Genomic DNA, 16,563 nt, shown 5'->3' with positions numbered 1-16,563 from the left:
GAACGACCCCCATGAGCAGCCCCACCGTCCTCGCCGCCGGCAACCACTTCATCCTCCCCGGCCTGCTCACCGACGCGGTCCGCGAGGCGACCGGCGGCGCGGTGCCCGCCGCGCAGATCAGGGAACTGCAACTGCCCTGGCCGCACACCCCGCTCGGCAAGGTCGCCGAGGTCGACGAGGCGTCCGGTACGGAGGACCAGCTCATCGAGGCGCTCCAGGGCGTCCGGATCTGCGTCACCGAACACGCCGCCCTCACCGAGCGCATCCTCGCCCACTGCCCCGACCTGGAACTGTTCTGCGTCGGCCGCGGCGGCCCGGTCAACGCCAACCTGGCAGCCGCCACCCGGCACGGCGTCGCCGTCTGCTACGCCCCCGGCCGCAACGCCACCGCCACCGCCGAGCACACCCTGACCCTGCTCCTGGCAGCCGCCCGCGGCGTCGGCGACACCCACACCGACCTGCGCCGGGGCGTATGGCGCGGCGACTACTACGACTACGACAAGTGCGGCATCGAGATCGAGGGCACCACGGTCGGCCTGGTCGGTTACGGGGCGATCGGCAGCCGGGTCGCCAAGGTGCTGGCCGCCATGGGCGCGCACGTCCTCGTCCACGACCCGTACGCCGCCCCCGCGGCGCTCGCCGGTGTCGCCGAACAGGTCGGGCTGGACGAACTGCTGAACCGTTCGCGCATCGTCTCCCTGCACGCCCGCCTCACCGAGGAGACCCGCGGCATGATCGGCCGCGCGCAGCTCGCCGCCATGCCGCGCGGGTCCGTGCTGGTCAACTGCGCGCGCGGCGCGCTCGTGGACTACGACGCGGTCTGCGACGCGCTGGAGTCCGGGCAGCTGCGCGGCGCCGGTTTCGACGTCTTCCCCGCGGAGCCGGTCCCGGCCGGCTCGCGCCTGCTGTCCGCGCCCGGCGTCGTGCTGACCCCGCACATCGCGGGCGGCAGCCGCCAGGTCGCGCACAAGGCGGCCCGTATCGTCGCCGCCGAGGCCGCCCGCTTCCTGCGCGGCGAGCCGCTCGCGCACTGCGCCAACCCGGAGGTGCTGGGCGGCTGACCCGGATACGCCGGAAGGGCCGCCCCCACCAGGGGACGGCCCTTCCGGCTGTGTCGGCGCGTGCGGCCTACCGGCGTCGCACCAGCGGGAACGGCAGCGTCTCGCGGATCGACAGACCCGTGAGGAACATGACGAGCCGGTCCACGCCGATCCCCAGACCACCGGTCGGCGGCATCGCGTATTCGAGGGCCTGCAGGAAGTCCTCGTCCAGCTCCATGGCCTCCGGGTCGCCGCCCGCCGCCAGCAGCGACTGGGCGGTCAGCCGCCGCCGCTGCTCGACCGGGTCGGTCAGCTCCGAGTAGGCGGTGCCCAGCTCCGTACCGAACGCCACCAGGTCCCAGCGCTCGGCGAGCCGCGGGTCCTTGCGGTGCTGACGGGTCAGCGGCGAGACGTCGGTGGGGAAATCCTTGTAGAAGGTGGGCAGCGTGGTCTTCTCCTCGACCAGCCGCTCGTACATCTCCAGGACGACGTCCCCGCGGCCCATCTCCGGCTTCACCGGCACCTGCGCGGCGTTGCACAGGCGGCGCAGCACGTCCGGGTCCGTGTCCGCGTCGACCTCTTCGCCCAGGGCCTCGGAGATCGCGCCGTACACCGTCTTGACCGGCCAGATGCCCGAGATGTCGTGCTCGACGAGCTTGCCGTCGGCGTCCGCCTTGCGCGCGGTGGCGCTGCCGAACGCCGAGACGGCCGCGCCCTGGATCAGCTCCCGGGTCAGGTCGAGCATCACGTCGTAGTCGGCGAACGCCTGGTACGCCTCCAGCATCGTGAACTCGGGATTGTGCTTGTAGGAGATGCCCTCGTTGCGGAACGTGCGTCCCATCTCGAAGACCTTCTCCATACCGCCCACGCACAGCCGCTTGAGGTACAGCTCGGGTGCGATACGCAGATACAGGTCGAGGTCGTAGGCGTTGATGTGGGTCTGGAACGGGCGCGCGTTGGCCCCGCCGTGGATCTGCTGGAGCATCGGCGTCTCGACCTCCAGGTAGCCGCGCTCGATCAGACCCTGGCGCAGCGCCTGCACCGCGGTGCTGCGGGCCCGCAGGTTGTCCCGCGAGTCCGGCGAGACGACCAGGTCCACGTAGCGCTGGCGGACCTTGGCCTCCGGGTCGGTCAGACCGCGCCGCTTGTCGGGCAGCGGACGCAGACACTTGGCCGTCAGCCGCCAGTGCGTGACGAAGACCGTCAGCTCGCCGCGGTCACTCGCGCCGACCTCGCCCTCCGCCTCGATGTGGTCGCCCAGGTCGATGTCGCCGGCGAAGCGCGCCAGCTCCTCGGCGCCCGTGCCCTCGCGGGTCAGCGCGACCTGGAGGTCACCCGACCAGTCGCGCAGCACCGCGAAGAGCACACCGCCGTGGTCGCGGGTGAGCAGCACCCGGCCGGCGATCCGTACGACCTTGCCGGTGCGCGTACCGGACTCCAGGTCCGGGTGCTCGTCGCGGACGTTGCCGAGCGTGTGGGTGCGCTGCACACCGACCGGGTACGGGTCGGTGCCCTCCGCGCGCAGCCGCTCCAGCTTGCGGTGCCGGATGCGGACCTGCTCCGGCAGCGCCGCCAGCTCCCGCTCGCGCAGCTCCTCCTCGCTCGCGGGCTTCTCCACGAGACCCAGCTCGTCCAGCGAGGGCAGGTCGGCGGTGCTGGCGGGGGCGAGTACCCGCTTCTTGCGGCCCTTGCCCCACAGCTTGCCCAGGCTCGGTACGGCCACGAAGCCCTCGGCGATGCCGGAGGCCATGCCGATACGGGCCAGGGCGCCGGTGTCGGCGTAGCACAGGAAACGCGGGTACCACTCGGGGGCGTACTTCGCGTTGGAGCGGTACAGCGCCTCCAGCTGCCACCACTTGGAGAAGAACAGCAGCAGCTTGCGCCACACCTTCAGCACCGGGCCCGCGCCGATGCGGGCGCCCTCCTCGAAGGCGGAGCGGAAGACCGCGAAGTTCAGCGAGATGCGGCGCACACCGATCTGCCCGGCGTGCGCGCACAGCTGGGCGACCATGTACTCCATCACGCCGTTCGGCGCGCTGCGGTCGCGGCGCATCACGTCCAGCGAGATGCCGTCCTTGCCCCACGGCACGAACGACAGCAGGGCGATCATGTTGCCGTTGCCGTCGAACGCCTCGGCCAGCAGGCAGTCCCCGTCCTCGGGGTCGCCGAGCCGGTCCAGCGCCATCGAGAAGCCGCGCTCGGTCTCGGTGTCGCGCCAGGCGTCGGCCCGGTGGATGACCTCCTGCATCTCCTCGTCCGACAGCTCCGAGTGCCGGCGGACCCGGAAGGTGGCGCCGGTGCGCTCCACCCGGTTGACGGCCTGGCGGGTCACCCGCATCTCGCGGCCGTCCAGGTCGAAGTCCTTGACGTACAGGATCGCCTCGTCGCCGAGCTGGAGCGCGCTCAGGCCGCTGCGCGCGAACGCCTTGGCGCCGTCCTCGCTGGCGCCCATGACGGCGGGCTGCCAGCCGTAGCGCCCGGCGACCTTCAGCCACTCCTCGATGGCCGGGCCCCACGCCTCGCGGTCGCCGACCGGGTCACCGCTGGCCAGGCAGACGCCGGCCTCCACGCGGTAGGTGACGGCGGCCTTGCCGGTGGGGGAGAAGACCACGGCCTTGTCGCGGCGGGTGGCGAAGTAGCCGAGCGAGTCCCGGCCGCCGTAGCGGGCCAGCAGCGCCCGGATACGGGTCTCCTCGTCGCCGTGCAGCGCGGCCTCCATGCGCTGCGACCTGAAGAGCGTCAGGGCCGCGTTCAGCAGCGCCACCGCGCCGAACAGGCCGAGCAGGCTGATCAGCCAGTGCGGCGGATGGCCGTCGAACTGGCGGCCGCTGACCAGACCGCCGCAGACCCGGTCGGCGACCCACAGCAGGCGGTTGCCGCCGCCGTGCTCCAGGCTGCCCGGGAAGAGGGACACCAGGCCCCAGCCGACGAGGACCGCCGCCACCAGACCGGCGGCCAGCACACCGGCGGCGCGCCAGAACGCGCCGCGGCGGGTGATCGCGTAGAACTCGCGGTGCGAGACCAGCAGCAGGACCAGCGCGGCCCCGCACAGCACCAGGGAGAAGATGTACTCCTGGTAGCCGTCCGCCACGAGGATCGCGTCGGTCAGCGTCACCAGCACCATGTAGACGACGGCGACCCAGAGCGCGACCCGTTTGCGTGCGGTCATGGCCGCGGCCAGCAGGAAGAGGAAGGCCGCGTACGCGAAGTTCGGTTCGACCGCGATGGTCAGGGTGTCCAGCCAGTAGATGACCGGTTTCAGGGCGCGTCGCAGCGGCCCGATCAGCGCCGTGACGGCGCAGAACAGCCCCAGAAGGCTGAGGGAGATGGCAAAGCCGTTGGGCACGCGGCGGCGAAAACGCGCCCACGCCGTTATTTGGTCCTGGTCCTGCACGGTGCTCATTCCGTCACACTAGGCTCTGTAAGGGGTCAGCTGCTCGATGGGAGGGCACTCTTCTTCTGCCACTGGGGCCAGTCGACCATCCAGTCCCCGAGTCCGTTGTTCTCGGCCGCCTTCCCCCGTACGGAGGAACCAATGACCTCGAACGGGTCACCGACGCGGACCTTGGAGTAAAGCCAGTCGGCGTCGGCGTCGGTCAGCCCGATGCAGCCGGAGCTGTCGTTGACACGGCCCACCTTGCCCGCGTTCCACGGCGCCGCGTGCGCGTACGTGCCGGAGCTGGTGAGCTTCATGGAGTCGCGGACCGTCTCGTGGTACGCGTCGTCCGGGCCCACGGTCCCGGAGTCCACGGTGATCGTGCCTTCCTTCGCCATGAGCGGGAAGATGCCCGTCCACGTGGAGTGCCGCGCGTCCGGCCGGCCGGCGGAAATGGGGATGTCCTTCACCTCCTTCCCGTTCTCGGTGAACGTCAGATGCCTGCTGTCCAGGTCGACCTCGATCACGTGGCGGTCGCCGATGGTGAAGTTCAGGTCGTAGTCCTTGGCGAAGTAGCGGCCGCCGCCGGAGTCCACGCCGCTCAGGTCGGCGCGCAGCCCGACCCTGGTGCCCGGCTTCCAGTACTCCTTCGGGCGCCAGTCCACCCGGTCCTTGCCGGAGAAGTCCTTCACCCAGCCCCACGAGCCGGTCGTGCGGTTGTCGGTGGTGACCTTCAGATGCTTCTCCACGGCGGCCTTGTCGGTCACCGGGAAGTCGAAGGTGACCGACACGGGCTGGGCCACGCCGACGGTGGCGCCCTGCGAGCCGGGGCTCAGCGCGAGCTTGTTCAGCTTGTCGGCCTGGGCGGTGGTCAGCGACTCCTTGACCGTGTCCGTGCTGCCCTGCGCATTCTTGGTCTCGGCCACGACCGAGTACTTGGTGTCCGGCGCGGTCTTCTCGTGCGAGGTCCACACCCGGCCGCCGTCGCCCAGCCCGCCCGGCAGCCGGCGCCCCTTCGGGTCCGTCACGACGACCTTGGTCAGACGGCCGCCGGACGCGCTGACCTGCAATGTGTCCCCTGCCTGCACGGTCTTCACACCGCTCGCCGCGCTCAGCGACACCCGCACCGGAGGGCCTTTGGACGCGGACGCCGCGGGACCTCCGCAGGCGGTCAGCACGCCGACGCCGAGCAGCGGCGCCAGTGCCAGCGCGGCCCGCGCGCCGCGCGGCGGCCGGTGGCGGTGCGAAGCGGACGCAGGGGTCATCTGGGGGCTTTCCGTGAGCGGTCCGGGGGATGTCGGCCGCTAAGACGCGAACCACCTGCTTTTCGTTGCGGTGCGTGACGTGATCCACGACACTTCGCGCCACCGGCGCGTCGCGCCCGCGCGGTGGCGTTCTCCGTACTCCGCGTTCCCGGTGTGCTGCCCCGGCTCCCTCCCGGTCCGATGCCCATGCACCGTTGACGACGACCCCGCCCGCCCCTACGGTTCCCGCGTGTATCGCTTACGGTCCGCCGCGGCGGCATCAGCAGCGCTTCTCCTCGCCCTCACGGCGTGCGGAAACGACGGTTCCGGAACGGGCGGCGACGGTCCGGACCGCATCGAGATCGGCGCGCTCTCCATCGTCGACACCGCGCCGGTCCACCTGGCCCGGTCCCACGGCTTCTTCGCCAAGCAGGGCATCGAGGCCAAGATCACGCCCGTCCAGGGCGGCGCGTACAGCTCCTCCGGCGTCGTCAGCGGCCAGTTCGACTTCGGCTTCAGCAACACCACCACCCTCCTGACGGCCCGCGAACAGGGGCTGCCCCTGAAGGCCGTCGCCAACGGCGTGGCCTCCACCGGGCAGGCAGGGCCCGGCAAGGACTACAGCGCCGTCCTCGTGCCCAAGGACAGCGACATCACGTCGGCCAAGGACCTGCCCGGCCACAACATCGCCGTCAACCAGCTGAAGAACATCGGCGACACCACGATCCGGGCCGCCGTGCGCCGGGCCGGCGGCGACCCCGAGAAGCTGAAGTTCACCGAGATCCCCCTGCCCGACATGCCCGCCGCCCTCGCCGCCGGGCGGGTGGACGCCGTCTGGACCGTGGAGCCCTTCCAGACCCAGGCCATGGACCAGGGCGCCCGGCAGGTGTGCTGGCCCTTCGCCGAGGCCACCGACGACCTCACCGTCGCCATGTACTTCACCAGCGAGAAACTGCTCCGCGAGAACCCGGACCTGGTCAAGCGCTTCAGGGCCGCCGTCAACCAGGCCCTCACCTACGCGCGCACCCACCCCGACGCGGTACGCGAGGAACTCGGCACCTACACCAAGATCCCGCCCGCGGTCATCCGGCGGATCGTACTGCCGAAGTGGCCCACCGAGATCAACCGCGCGTCCGTGCAGACCGTCGCCGACTTCGCCCGCAAGGACGGCGTCCTCAAACGGCCCGCCGACGTCGGCGCACTGCTGCCGTGACCCGCCGCGGGGCGCGCGCCGGGGCGCCGATGAGCGCGCCGCGCGCCGCGGCCCTCGGCCTCCTGGGCCTGGCGTGCCTCTTCGCCGCCGCCGAGGCGGTGCCCCGGCTCGGCCTCGTCGACCCCCGCCACCTGCCGCCCGCCACCGAAATCCTGCGCCACCTCGCCACCGAACTGGGCGACGCGACCCTGTGGACGGCGCTCGGCGAGACCCTGCGCTCCTGGGCGCTCGGCCTCGCCATCGCCTGCTGCCTGGCCATCGCCCTCGGCGTGCTCATCGACGCCGTACCGGGACTGCGCGCCGCCACCGCCTCCACCATCGAGTTCCTGCGCCCCATCCCGTCCGTGGCGCTGATCCCCCTGGCCACCCTCCTCTTCGGCGCCGAGACCGGCTCCACCCTCCTCCTCGTGGTCTACGCCTCCTTCTGGCAGGTGCTCATCCAGGTGCTGTACGGCGTGGCCGACATGGACCCGGTCGCCCGGGAGACCGCCCGCAGTTACCGCCTCGGCCGCTGGGCCCGGCTGCGCCACCTCGTGTGGCCGACGGCCCTGCCGTACGTGATGACCGGAGTGCGGCTGGCCGCCGCGGTGGCGTTCATCCTCGCCGTCACCGCCGAACTGGTCATCGGCAGCCCGGGGCTGGGCCTGCGCATCCAGCTCGCCCAGTCCGGCGGCGCGGTCACCGAGGTCTACGCGCTGATCGTGCTGGCCGGACTGGTCGGAGTCACCGTGAACGCGGCGGTGCGGGCCGTGGAGCGCCGGGTGCTGGCGTGGCACCCGTCCGTACGGGGCGAGGCGGCGCGATGAGCCCGCCGCACCGGCACGCCGGGCCGCTGCGGCGGGCGGGCCTGCGCCTGCTGCGCGTCCTGGGCCTGCCCGTCCTGCTGGTCCTCGGCTGGTGGGCCTACAGCTCCGCGAGTCCCACCTTCTATCTGCCGACGCCCGGCCGCGTCGCCACCGCCTTCACCGAGGTGTGGTTCTCGGCCCGGATCACCGAGGACGTGCTGCCCAGCGTGGGCCGGCTGCTCACCGGCTACGCCCTCGCGGGCCTGCTGGGCGTCGGCCTCGGCGTCGCCATCGGCTCCTCGCGCACCCTGCGGGCAGCCGCCGAACCCGTACTGGAGTTCTTCCGCGCCGTACCGCCGCCCGTCCTCGTCCCCCTGATCATGCTGTTCGCGGGCCTGGACACCGCGATGAAGGTCCTGGTGATCGTCTCCGGCTGCGTGTGGCCGGTCCTGCTGAACACCGTCGAGGGCGTACGCGCCGTCGACGAGGTGCTGGACGACACCGGCCGCTGCTTCGGGCTGCGCGGGCCCGCCCGGCTGCGGTACCTCGTACTGCCCGCCGCGAGCCCGCAGATCATGGCGGGACTGCGGCAGGCCCTGTCGATCGGCATCATCCTGATGGTCATCGGGGAGATGTTCGCCAGCACCTCCGGCATCGGCTACACCGTCGTCCTCTTCCAGCGCGGCTTCGCCATACCGGAGATGTGGAGCGGCATCGTCGTCCTCGGACTGCTCGGATTCGGCCTCTCGCTCGCCTTCCGGGCCGCCGAACGCCGCATACTGGCCTGGCACTTGGCGCGCGGCGAGGAACGGGGGCGGCATGCTTGAGATCACCGGACTGGGCAAGGTGTACGAGGGGCGCGGCGGCGTCGAGGCGCTACGGAAGATCGACTTCCGGGTGGCCGACGGCGACCTGGTGTGTGTCGTGGGCCCGTCCGGCTGCGGCAAGACGACCCTCCTCAAGTGCCTCGCCGGACTGCTGTCACCGACGGCGGGCGAGGTACGGGTCGCGGGCCGCCGCGTCACCGGCCCGCCGCCCGGCATGGCCGTCGTCTTCCAGGAGTACGGGCGCAGCCTCTTCCCCTGGATGACCGTGCGCAAGAACGTCGAACTCCCGCTGCGCGAGAAGAAGGTCCCCGCGCCACGCCGCCGCGAACTGGTCGAGGAGGCGCTGTCCGCCGTCGGCCTAGCCGGCGCGGCGGCGGCCCACCCGTGGCAGCTCTCCGGCGGTATGCAGCAGCGCGTCGCCATCGCCCGCGCCATCGCGTACGAGCCGCAGGTGCTCCTGATGGACGAGCCGTTCGCCGCCGTGGACGCGCAGACCCGGGCCGAGCTGGAGGACCTGCTGCTCACCCTGTGGCGACGGCTCGGCGTGACGACGCTGCTGGTCACCCATGACATCGACGAGGCGGTCTACCTGGGACGGCGGGTGATCGTGCTGTCCTCGGCGCCCACCGTCGTCCAGGAGGACCTCTCCGTCGACCTGCCGGCCGCCCGCGACCAGATCACCACCCGCTCCGCCCCGCGCTTCGCCGAGCTGCGCGCCCACGTCTACGCCCAGATCAAGCAGGCGAAGGACAGCGTGGCGGGAGAGGGCGCCCCGGCCTGGAAGGCGGAGTAGTCCGGGCGCGGAGGGTCAGCGGGGAAACAGGCCGCCGCACACGATGAAGGCCAGCAGCAGCAACGAGCACAGCACCTCCACGGCACCGACCACCGCGATCCGCACCTTGCGGCCTGGCAGAGCCAGGGCCCGCAGGAAGAACACGACGAAAGGCACCGCCAGCCACGCATCCAGCGAGACGGCGGCCACCACCGCGAGCCCGTGATACACCGCCGACGCCACCCGGAAGGTCTCACTGCCGCGCTCACGGATCATCGTCTTCACGTACAGCACGGTCCCGGTGAAATACAGCAGACAGGCCGCGGCGGCCTGCCACGCGCCGGAATCGACGGTGCCGCCGCCCAGCCGGTCCGAGACGAGCAGCATTCCGCAGGCGGGCACCACCGCCGCGATTCCGTTGACCGTGGCGCGCTCATCATTGCGGTACGCGTAGACGAGGTTCACGGCGAAGAACGGCGCCGCACACAACGCGGCGATCAGAAGCCACGGATACGCCGCGGCGAGCGGTACGGCGCACATCGCGAAAGCCGCGCCGAATCCGGCGAGCGGCGCGAGATGCCGGCGCGGCGCCCGCGGATTACGGGAAACGCGGCGCAGACGCAGGTATTGCTGGCCGTGGAACGCCGCGCAATAGGCCAGCAGCCACGCGGGCAGCAGCACCGCGTGCCACCCGTCGAACCCGCCCAGCAGCGCACCCGCCAGGAACGGCACGACGAGCATGGCCCAGGCGCCGTGCTGGTTCGGTATCCAGCGGCGCAGTGCGCGCCGCCCCCGCGATGTGCTCATTCCACGAATATAGGCGGTACACAAGCCGGTTCGGGCGGCCGAAGGTCCGGGACCAAGGTCCCGCGCGGCGGCGCGCCCCGTCCCGTACGGATCGGCGCGGACGGTGGCGTTCGCCGCCCGGCGCGGAAAGGGAAATGCGGCGGTCACGCCCACCGCCGTCCGGTGACCCGCAGTGATCACCTGTATGGCGCACCCGCGGAAACGCGGGGAAAGGGTCCGAATAAGCCAAACTGGCGCCCGTTGTCGTCCGTTCGGGCGGCGGGGTGAGGAGGTTGTGCCGTGGCTGTTTCGATCTCGGTCGTCGTGCTGCTCGTCGTACTGACCGTCGTTTTCCTGCGCAGCGGACGGCTGAAATTCTCGCACGCCCTCGTCTGCATACTGCTCGGCTTCTATCTCGCGGGCAGCAACCTGGCCCCCGACATCCAGAACGGGCTGTCCGGCGCCGCCGACGTGGTCAGCAGCGTCCGGCCCTGACCGGGCCCCGGAACGGATTCACCCCCGCGAGAGGACGCCGATGGCGTTCGGCACCGGTCTTTCCGCGCCCGCCGAAGGGTGGTTGCGTACGGTCGAACCGGGGCTGCCCGGCTCGCGGGTGACGAGCGTGGAGGAGCCGCCGCCGTCCAGGTTGACGGCGTCCCGGGCGCCCAACCGGTCCATCAGGTCCGCCAGTTCGCGTACGGTCATGCCTGCCCGCCCCGGCGCGCCGTCCAGGGCGAGCAGCAGCAGCCGGCGCCCGCCACCGCCGACTCCGGCGGAGGTCCGTACCGCCGGAGTCACGGTGTCCAGGCCGGTCAGCGGCTCGTCGCCGCGGACGATCGGGAAGCCGCCGACGGCGAAGCGCAGCGGTGCGGGCCGCCGCCCGGTCAGGGCGTGACCGACCCGGACCCGGTCGCCGACGTGCAGTTTGCGCAGCTGCCGGGCGCCCTCCTCCCGGCCGACCAGCGTCGTCGTGCCGCGGGCGATGCCGCCCCCGCCGGGCACCTGCACGGCCTTCGTGACCCGGCCGTGCCGGACCGTGACCTCGTACGTCTCCGCGCTGCACGGCGCGGCCCGGTCGGTGTCCGTGCCGCAGGTCGCCCGGACGCGCGAGGTGGGCCCCCACAGGGAGGTGAACGCGCCGATGCCGTCCACCGGAAGCGCGTACTGGTTCAGGCCCTTCAGGGGGAGCGCGCCGTCGGAGGTCAGTACGGCGCCGCGCAGGGTCAGCCGGTCCAGCCGCGCGCGGCGGTCGAAGCCGACACCGATGACGTCCCTGTTGGTCGTGCCGGGCGGCAGGGCGGGACCGAAGCGCTGCCCGTCGGGCACGGCCGCCTTCAGGTGCCGTCCGGAGGCGATGGCCGGGCCGACCGGGGCGCCGGTCGCCTCCACGCCGGGATGCTGGGTCTCGGTGATGTTGAAGAAGTCCGCGTTGACGGCGGCCACCGCGGCCCGCGCGTCGGCCAGCCGGGAGACCGGGGACCGCGCGCCGACCGCGCCGGGGTACAGCAGGTCCACCGTGACACGCCGGTCGGCCAGATCCACCGTCAGAAGGTGCCCGTGCGCGGTGCCCCGCCCCACCACGACGTCGAAGGCGCTGTACGCCACTCCCGGCGCGACGGGCACCGCCCGTCCCAGCCGTAACGTGCCGCCGTCCGCGGTGGCCCCGGCGGCCGCCCCGCTCCCGGCGAGCACGCCCCAGGCCGTCAGCGCCGTCAGTACCGCCCGTGCACGAACGAATCGATTCTTCACGATCCCCCCAGACGTCGCGGTAACTGTCCCATGGGTACGAGCAGCCCACTATGGCCCGGAGGTGTCAGAAAACCGTACAACCGCCGTACGGCCGTCGTGTCGCTCCCGTCACCCGGATGCCGCACCGGCCTACCGCCCTCCCACGTCCGGTCGACGGCTTCCAGCGGCGCACCGCACCCCCGCACGGCGCCCCGGCACGGCGCCCCGGCGGCGCAGAAACAGGAACCGCCCCTCCGGTCCAGGGGCGTGGCCACGGCCCTGGACCGGAGGAGCGGGAAGCTGACGGGGACGGAACGCGTGCGGGGGGCCGCGCCGGTGCGGTGCCGGGTGGAGCTGGGCGGTCCGACCGTGCGGAACGCGCGGGAACTACGGCCTGCGTCAGGCCTGCGCGCCCGCCGGGGGAGTGGTCGGGCAGATCACGCGGGTGGCGGGGGTGGTGAAGGTGCCGTCCTTGGCGGGCAGGCCGCCGGCGAACTCGTAGTAGATGTACGAGTAGAAGGCGACGTCGGGGTAGCCGCAGGACGAGTCGGCACCGATGGTGTAGGTCATCGTGACCTTACGGGTGGCGTTCGGGGCGATCGGTACGGAGTACGTGGCGCCCGCGCCCGGGGTGCAGGTCACGCCGGGGTCGGCAGTACACGTCTTCCAGGTGTACTTCAGGCCGCTCGCGGTGGAGGTCTCCCAGGTGGGCTGGAACGACTGCCACACGAACCGCACGTCGGCGGTGCCGGAGTTGGTGAACGTCATGGTCACGGTGACGTCGGAGCCGGGGGTTGCCTGCGTCTTGTCCACGGTGAAGGTGAGCGCCGGGGTGTCGGCGGCGGCCGCCGGGGAGGCGCCGCCCAGGCCGAGGACGGAGACGACGAGGGCGAGGAGGGCGGCGAGGCCGGCCCTGCTGAATCTGCTGTTTGTTCTGCGCATGACCAGGGAGCGTAAGGCGTGATCCGCTCTTTGGGGCGGTTCCGGGAGAACCTGTTTTTTCGACCGAAAAGGTCTGGCCACGCCCCAAAAGGCCTGCTGGCGGCCGGAATTGCGCGAAGCGGCCGGATTCGGGTGCCGTGCGCCGGGCGCCCGCGTGGCTGTCGCGGGAGGTGGTGTGCGGTGCGCCGGAGCCCGTAAAGCGTGGCGGGGAGACGGGTCGAGGGGTGGCCGGCGGGGGAATCACCTCGGCGGGCTGCCGCCGGCGGTGACGGCGAATTCCCAGGTTGGGTGAGGGGGTGTCGCGGCGGCTGTGACAGGAGTGCCAGGTGTGTCGTGCAGAGGGGAAGCGGCAGGGGCGGCGCGTGGGGCAGCAGGCATCGGTCCGCCGACGGCGTCTGCGTCACCGCGCGCACGAGGACCGGCGCCATCGGGCGGCCACCGCTTGCCGATTCCGGCCCGGCCGTGTCCGTGTTCGGTACGCTCCCGGCACTGCGCGGCCTGGCGTAAAGCCACCGCCCTCGAAGGGCGGGAAACACGTCTCGGCGCCCTGCAGCCACTGCCGACACACGGTCAACGGTCCGCCGCACGTGAGGGTTCCCGGTTTTTTGACCTTGCCCCGGGGTGCGGGCCGACCCGAAACGAGTGCGGGCCGCCTTCTGCTCCACTCGCTCGCGGCCGCCCGCCGCCCCGGCGCTATGGCCGGGGCGGCGGGCGGCAGGCGGAGACCGACCGGCCGGAGAAGCGATTCACTGCCGGCCGGAGACGCGCTCTAGTGGCCGATCTCCACGTCCTCCAGGACGCCCAGCGCGTCCGGCACCAGTACCGCCGCCGAATAGTAGGCACTGACCAGGTAGTTGATGACCGCCTGCTCGTTGATGCCCATGAAGCGGACCGACAGGCCCGGCTGGTACTCGTCGGGGATGCCCGTCTGGTGCAGCCCCACCACGCCCTGGTTCTCCTCGCCGACCCGCATGGCGATGACCGAGCTGGTCTGGTCGGGGTTGATCGGGATCTTGTTGCAGGGCAGCAGCGGGACGCCGCGCCAGGCCCGGACGGCCGTACCGCCGATCTCCATGCCGGTCGGGTAGATGCCGCGGGCGTTCCACTCCCGGCCGATCGCCGCGATGGTGCGCGGGTGCGCCAGCAGGAACTGGGTCTTGCGGCGCCGCGCGAGCAGCTCGTCCAGGTCGTCGGGGGTGGGCGGGCCGCTGCGGGTGTGGATGCGCTGCTTGAGGTCGGCGTTGTGCAGCAGGCCGAACTCGCGGTTGTTGACCATCTCGTACTCCTGGCGCTCGCGCAGCGCCTCGATGGTCAGCCGCAGCTGCTGGTCCAGCTGGTTCATCGGGTCGTTGTAGAGGTCGGCGACCCGGCTGTGGATCTTCAGTACGGTCTGCGCGACGCTCAGCTCGTACTCGCGCGGCGCCAGCTCGTAGTCGACGAAGGTGCCCGGCAGCGCGGGCTCGCCGATATGGCCCGAGGTCACGTCGATGGCCGCCTCGCCGTGCTTGTTCTGCGGCGGGACCTGGGCCGTGCGGTAGCGCTCCAGATGATCGCGCAGGGCGGGGGAGCGGTCCGCGAGCTGCTCGTACTCGGCGCGGGGCAGCGTCAGCACGGTCACCCGCGTCACGGCCCGTACGGAGTGCTCCCAGGTCGCGTCCGGCGACAGCAGCGCCGCCTCGCCCAGATGGTCGCCGTCCGCGAGTACGCCGAGAACCGTTTCGTCTCCGTACTTGCCGGCGCCGACCCGGTTGAGCTTGCCGTGCGCGACGAGGACGACCCGGTCGGCCGGCGCACCCTGCTCCGCCAGGAGGTCGCCGGGCGCGTGCTCTTCCTGTACGAACCGGTCGGCCAGGGCCTCCAGCGCCGCCGGGTCGTCGAAGTCGCGCAGCGGCGGCAGCTCCCGCAGCTCCGCGGGGATGACCCGGACGTCGGAGCCGGTGCTGGTGAATTCGACCCGGCCGTCCCCGAGCGTGTGGGTCAGGCGCCGGTTGACGCGGTACGTACCGCCGGAGACCTGCGTCCAGGGCAGCACGCGCAGCAGCCAGCGGGAGGAGATCCCCTGCATCTGCGGCACGGTCTTGGTCGTGGTGGCCAGATTGCGTGCCGCGGCTGTCGCCAGGCTCGTGCGCGCCTGATCGGTGTCCGGGGTGGCGCCGGGTCCGGACGTCGGGTCCGCCGATGTGGTCATGGGGGGTTTCACCTGTTCCTGTCGGTCGTTCGGCGTCGTGCGTCATTTCTCGGCAAACGGTTCTTCAACTGTTTGCCATGGCTGAAAAGGGGTGGTTCATTGGCCGGTCTGCACGTCTTCCAGAATTCCCAGCGCGTCCGGCACGAGGACCGCGGCGGAGTAGTAGGCGCTCACGAGGTAGTTGGCGACCGCCTGGTCGTTGACCCCCATGAAACGGACGGAGAGGCCCGGTTCGTATTCATCGGGAATTCCCGTCTGGTGCAGGCCGACGACGCCCTGCTTCTCCTCGCCGGCGCGCATCACCAGGAAGGAGCTGGTGCCGTCCGCCGAAACCGGAATCTTGTTGCACGGGAAGATGGGCACACCGCGCCAGGAGGGCAGCGAGTGCCCCATGAAGTCGACCGCCGTCGGGTACAGGCCGTGGGCGCTGCACTGGCGGCCGAAGGCGGAGATCGCCTTGGGGTGGGCGAGCAGGAAGCCCGGGTCCTTCCACACCGTGGCGAGGAGTTCGTCCAGGTCGTCGGGGGTGGGAGGGCCGCTGCGGGTACGGACGCGCTGCGTGAGGTCGGCGTTGTGCAGCAGGCCGAACTCGCGGTTGTTGACCATCTCGTGCTCCTGGCGCTCGCGCAGCGCCTGGATGGTCAGCCGCAACTGCTCCTCGACCTGGTTCATCGGTTCGCTGTACAGGTCGCCGACCCGGGTGTGGGCCCGCAGTACCGTTTGCGCGACGCTCAGTTCGTACTCGCGGGGCGTCAGCTCGTAGTCGACGAAGGTGCCGGGCACACGCGGTTCGCCGTGGTGGCCGGAGGCGACCTCGATGGCCGACTCGCCGCTGGCGTTGCGCGGCTGCGCGGTGCCGGTGCCGGCCGTCGCGAGGTGTGCGCGCAGCTCCTGAGAGCGGTCCGTGATCTCCTGTGCGGCCTGCCGGGGCAGCGCCATGACGGTGACCCGCGTCACCGCGCGGTAGGTGTACTCCCACGACGCGGCCGCGTCGGTGAGCGGCTGGTCGCCGAGGTGGTCGCCCCCGGCCAGCGCCCCCAGGACCGTTTCGTCACCGTATTTGCCGGTGCCGATGCGGTCGACGCGGCCGTGCGCGATCAGCACCAGGCGGTCGGCCGGTGCGCCCGCGGCGGCGATCACGTCGCCGGGCGCGTACTCGTGCTGGACGAACCGCCCGCCGAGCGCGCCGAGCACCTCGGTGTCGGTGAAGTCGCGCAGCGCGGGCAGTTCGCGCAGCTCGTCGGGGATGACCGAGACCTCGGTGCCGGAGACGGCGAAGTCGACGCGGCCGTCGCCGACCGTGTAGGTCAGGCGCCGGTTGACGCGGTACGTGCCGCCCGAGACCTGCACCCAGGGCAGCAGCCGCAGCAGCCAGCGCGAGGTGATGCCCTGCATCTGGGGGACGGTCTTGGTGGTCGTGGCCAGGTTGCGTGCCGCGGTCGTGGTCAGGCTGGAATTCGGGGTTTCGCCCCCGGGGCCGGGAATGGTCTCGTCGGTAACCGTCACGGCTTCGCCACCAATCTAGGGAAGTTGACAATCTGACGGCGGCCGGAGCCACGGCCGTTCCGCAAGGCGAGGTCCGTGCCGCTCGCCGAACTGAACATAGACGTGTTGTTTTAATCTGGGCAATCACTCAAAAGAGTGGCATAAAAAATAATTGAG

General features: G+C 71.7%; 13 protein-coding genes. 6 read left to right on the top strand and 7 right to left on the bottom strand.

What is annotated here, in order from left to right:
* Positions 1–11: 11 nt before the first annotated feature.
* Entirely contained in the window at positions 12–1,061 is a 1,050-nt protein-coding gene (locus A6A06_RS34040; protein ID WP_073766825.1) for a 2-hydroxyacid dehydrogenase, read from the top strand.
* A 67-nt stretch (positions 1,062–1,128) separates the two neighbouring features.
* On the opposite strand, the gene lysX is transcribed toward A6A06_RS34040, so the two are convergent.
* Together lysX and A6A06_RS34030 are read right to left on the bottom strand one after the other, a co-directional pair.
* Positions 1,129–4,443 (bottom strand): bifunctional lysylphosphatidylglycerol synthetase/lysine--tRNA ligase LysX, encoded by a 3,315-nt coding sequence (gene lysX / locus A6A06_RS34035; protein ID WP_073766823.1) that lies wholly within the window; start codon positions 4,441–4,443, stop codon positions 1,129–1,131.
* 26 nt (positions 4,444–4,469) lie between these two features.
* The gene (locus A6A06_RS34030) at positions 4,470–5,681 is read right to left on the bottom strand and encodes a L,D-transpeptidase (RefSeq protein ID WP_073766821.1); all 1,212 of its coding nucleotides are present in this window, start codon (positions 5,679–5,681) and stop codon (positions 4,470–4,472) included.
* Positions 5,682–5,910: 229 nt separating this feature from the next.
* On the opposite strand from A6A06_RS34030, the gene A6A06_RS34025 reads away from it, so the two are divergent.
* Genes A6A06_RS34025 through A6A06_RS34010 form a run of 4 tightly spaced genes read left to right on the top strand, consistent with a single transcriptional unit; the run spans position 5,911 to position 9,278 of the window.
* Positions 5,911–6,873, top strand: a complete 963-nt coding sequence (locus A6A06_RS34025) for an ABC transporter substrate-binding protein (protein WP_073766819.1) — start codon at positions 5,911–5,913, stop codon at positions 6,871–6,873.
* 29 nt (positions 6,874–6,902) lie between these two features.
* Positions 6,903–7,679: an ABC transporter permease gene (locus A6A06_RS34020; protein WP_073766817.1), complete on the top strand. Its 777-nt coding sequence runs from the start codon at positions 6,903–6,905 to the stop codon at positions 7,677–7,679.
* Positions 7,676–8,485 carry an ABC transporter permease gene (locus A6A06_RS34015; protein WP_073767206.1) on the top strand — a complete coding sequence of 270 codons (810 nt, stop codon included), beginning with the start codon at positions 7,676–7,678 and terminating at the stop codon, positions 8,483–8,485. The genes A6A06_RS34020 and A6A06_RS34015 overlap by 4 nt, the downstream gene beginning before the upstream one ends.
* A complete protein-coding gene (locus A6A06_RS34010) occupies positions 8,478–9,278 on the top strand; it encodes an ABC transporter ATP-binding protein (protein WP_073766815.1) in 801 nt (266 codons plus the stop codon). Before A6A06_RS34015 ends, A6A06_RS34010 begins: the two co-directional genes overlap by 8 nt.
* Positions 9,279–9,293: 15 nt before the next feature.
* On the opposite strand, the gene A6A06_RS34005 is transcribed toward A6A06_RS34010, so the two are convergent.
* Positions 9,294–10,211 (bottom strand): YwiC-like family protein, encoded by a 918-nt coding sequence (locus tag A6A06_RS34005; RefSeq protein ID WP_242441089.1) that lies wholly within the window; start codon positions 10,209–10,211, stop codon positions 9,294–9,296.
* A 132-nt stretch (positions 10,212–10,343) separates the two neighbouring features.
* On the opposite strand from A6A06_RS34005, the gene A6A06_RS34000 reads away from it, so the two are divergent.
* Positions 10,344–10,538 carry a hypothetical protein gene (locus A6A06_RS34000; protein ID WP_073766811.1) on the top strand — a complete coding sequence of 65 codons (195 nt, stop codon included), beginning with the start codon at positions 10,344–10,346 and terminating at the stop codon, positions 10,536–10,538.
* A gap of 18 nt (positions 10,539–10,556) precedes the next feature.
* Here A6A06_RS34000 and A6A06_RS33995 read toward each other — a convergent pair whose 3' ends face one another.
* From A6A06_RS33995 to A6A06_RS33980, 4 genes are all read right to left on the bottom strand, one after another.
* Entirely contained in the window at positions 10,557–11,792 is a 1,236-nt protein-coding gene (locus A6A06_RS33995) for a phosphodiester glycosidase family protein (RefSeq protein WP_073766809.1), read from the bottom strand.
* 378 nt (positions 11,793–12,170) lie between these two features.
* Positions 12,171–12,713 carry a hypothetical protein gene (locus tag A6A06_RS33990; protein WP_073766807.1) on the bottom strand — a complete coding sequence of 181 codons (543 nt, stop codon included), beginning with the start codon at positions 12,711–12,713 and terminating at the stop codon, positions 12,171–12,173.
* 769 nt (positions 12,714–13,482) lie between these two features.
* Positions 13,483–14,901 carry a family 2B encapsulin nanocompartment shell protein gene (locus tag A6A06_RS33985; protein WP_073766805.1) on the bottom strand — a complete coding sequence of 473 codons (1,419 nt, stop codon included), beginning with the start codon at positions 14,899–14,901 and terminating at the stop codon, positions 13,483–13,485.
* 96 nt (positions 14,902–14,997) lie between these two features.
* Positions 14,998–16,407 (bottom strand): family 2B encapsulin nanocompartment shell protein, encoded by a 1,410-nt coding sequence (locus A6A06_RS33980; RefSeq protein ID WP_073766803.1) that lies wholly within the window; start codon positions 16,405–16,407, stop codon positions 14,998–15,000.
* Positions 16,408–16,563 lie beyond the last annotated feature (156 nt).

The organism is Streptomyces sp. CB02923, from assembly GCF_001905005.1.
Lineage (GTDB): Bacteria > Actinomycetota > Actinomycetes > Streptomycetales > Streptomycetaceae > Streptomyces.
The sequence above is the reverse complement of the archived record's forward strand: the minus strand, read 5'-3'. Positions and strand labels throughout refer to the sequence as shown.